3 protein-coding genes are annotated in these 2,484 nt (G+C 70.8%); all 3 read right to left on the reverse strand.

What is annotated here, in order from left to right; translation table 11 throughout:
• On the reverse strand, positions 1–584 hold a 584-nt coding region (locus tag ABZ098_RS44885), incomplete at its 3' end, for a beta-galactosidase (RefSeq protein ID WP_356600885.1).
• On the reverse strand, positions 581–1,894 hold the full coding sequence (locus tag ABZ098_RS44890; protein WP_356600887.1) for a glycoside hydrolase family 36 protein: 1,314 nt from the start codon (positions 1,892–1,894) through the stop codon (positions 581–583). The genes ABZ098_RS44890 and ABZ098_RS44885, both read right to left, overlap by 4 nt.
• Before the next feature lie 26 nt (positions 1,895–1,920).
• Positions 1,921–2,484 (reverse strand): carbohydrate ABC transporter permease (locus ABZ098_RS44895; protein WP_356600889.1); only part of this gene is annotated, 564 nt, incomplete at its 5' end.

Here is a 2,484-nt window from a genome sequence, read left to right on the forward strand (position 1 = left end):
TCCCAGTCGTAGTACCACTGGCTCCAGAAGGTGGTGCCCCAGGCGTGGTTGAGGGCGTCCAGGTCGCCGTACCGCTCGCGCAGCCAGCGCCGGAACGACTCGGCGCTCACGTCGCAGTGGCACTCCGCGTTGTGGCAGCCGTACTCGTTGTGGATGTGCCACATCACCACGGCCGGGTGGTCGGCGTAGCGCTCGCCCAGCGCCCGCGCGATCCGCAGCGCCGCCTCGCGGTAGGCGGGGCTGGAGGGGCAGAACGTCTGGCGGCTGCCGTACGACAGTCGCCTGCCGTCCTTGTCGACGGGCAGGGCCTCGGGGTGCTTGCGGAAGAACCAGGCCGGCGGGGCCGCGGTGGGGGTGGCCAGGTCGGCGGCGATGCCGTTGGCGTGGAGCAGGGCCAGGATCTTGTCGAGGCGCGCGAAGTCGTAGGTGCCCTCGCTCGGTTCGAGCAGTGCCCAGGCGAAGATGTTGACGCTGACCATGTTCACGCCCGCCTCGCGCATGAGACGGACGTCCTCGGCCCACACCTCCTCGGGCCACTGCTCGGGGTTGTAGTCGCCGCCGTAGGCGATGCCCTCCGGGATCATCGGGCACCTCCGCCGAGCAGACGGCGGGTCGTCTCCACGCCCCACGCGTCCAGGGACAGCAGGCGGTCGCTGGACGCCATCAGACCGCCGGTCGCCTCCACGTGGGCGGCCCAGCGCTCGCGGGTCTCCACGGCCGGGCGGGCCATCAGGCAGTCGGGGTCGTTGACCCAGAGCCTGCCGTGCTGCCACTGGCGGCCGACGCCGGTGAACTCGGCCGGGTCCTGGCCGGGCTGGCTGTAGTCGTCCGCCTCGGGGCGGCGGTGCGGGGCCGTGTCCGGGCTGACCCGCATCGCGTCGAACAGGCCGATGGAGGGCAGGACGGGCGCCCCGCAGCCGAGCAGGTAGGCGTCCTCGCCGATGGCCTCGCGGATCAGCTCGATCCCGGAGCGGTACGCCGTGAGCGCGTCCGCGGAGGAGTGCCGTACGCCTTCCAGCGCCCCCGCGTAGAGGAAGTCGACCTTGAAGTAGTCGTAGCCCTCGGACAGCAGGGTCCGGAAGACCGACGCCAGGTACTGGGCCGCCTCGGGGTGGGTGGTGTCCAGGACGCACAGGTCGTGGCCCCAGTTGCGGCCGGCGTGCAGGAAGCCTCCGTCGAGGTCCTGGACCAGCCAGTCGGGGTGCTCGGCGGCCAGGTCACTGGCCGGATCGACCAGGAAGGGGGCCGTCCAGATGCCTGCCCGACGGCCCCGCGCCCGGATCGCGTCGGCGATGCCCGCGCGGGAGCGGAAGCGGCCGGAGAGGGTGAGCCAGTCGCCGAGGGCCTTCTGGTAGCCGTCGTCGATCTGGACGACGTCGACGGGCAGGTCGAGGGTGTCCATCGCACGGAGGTTCTCGTGGATGTCGTCCTCGGTGACGCTCGTGAAGTACTCGTACCAGGAGCACCAGACGGTGGGCGCCGGGCGAGGGGCCTCGACCCCGAGCCCGGCGGCCCACTCGGCCAGCACCGACTGGACGTCCGTGCCCGTGAACTCCTTCACCGGGCCGTCGGCGCAGACCTGCGCGGTGGTGCCGTCGACGGTCAGGCGGATCGACGGGACCTCACGTGTCGGTTCCGCCGCCGCCCACAGCCGTACCGGCGACCCGTCGCCCGGGTCGAGCGCCAGCAGCCCCTCGCCCTGGAAGGTGCCCTCGGGGACGGTGACGCCCGGCCGGTAGCAGACCGTCGCCCAGTTGTCGTTCGTCGGGCGGTACGGCCTGTCGCCGAGGGCGTACGCGCCGCTGGGGCTCCAGGACTGCCAGCCCTCCTCGTGGACGCGGGCCCCGACGGGGTCCACGGGCACGGAGGCGAGCGGGGTGAAGGGGTGGGGCACGGTGGTTCTCTCTCAGGTGAGGGCGGTCAGCCCTTGTTGGCGCCGAGGGTCAGTCCGCTGACGAACTGGCGCTGGAGCACGAAGTAGACGATCAGGGTGGGGATCGCGGTGAGCAGGGCGCCGGCGGCGACCAGGTTGGGGTCGGTGAAGAACTGGCCGGAGAGGTTGTTCAGGGCGGAGGTGATCGGCATGTTCTCGCCGGTGGAGATCAGCACGATCGCCCAGAAGAAGTCGTTGTAGATCCAGATGGACAACAGTGTGCCCAGTGCGGCCATGGCGGGCTTGCACAGCGGCAGCACGATCTGCCAGTACATCCGCCATACCGAGGCGCCGTCGACCAGGGCGGCCTCGGTCAGCTCGTGCGGCAGCATCCGCATGTAGTTGCTGAGGACGAAGGCGCAGAAGCCGGACTGGAAGGCGACGTGGATGAGGACCAGGCCCAGGGCGGAGTCGTAGAGCTTGCCGCTCATGGTGATGCCGGGCAGGTCGATGAGCAGGTACATGCGGTACAGCGGGGTGATGATGACCTGCTGCGGGAGCAGGTTGCCGGCGGTGAACACCAGCAGCAGGGCGATGTTGAGGCGGAAGTC

This window comes from Streptomyces sp. NPDC006335, assembly GCF_040612795.1.
Taxonomy (GTDB): Bacteria; Actinomycetota; Actinomycetes; order Streptomycetales; family Streptomycetaceae; genus Streptomyces.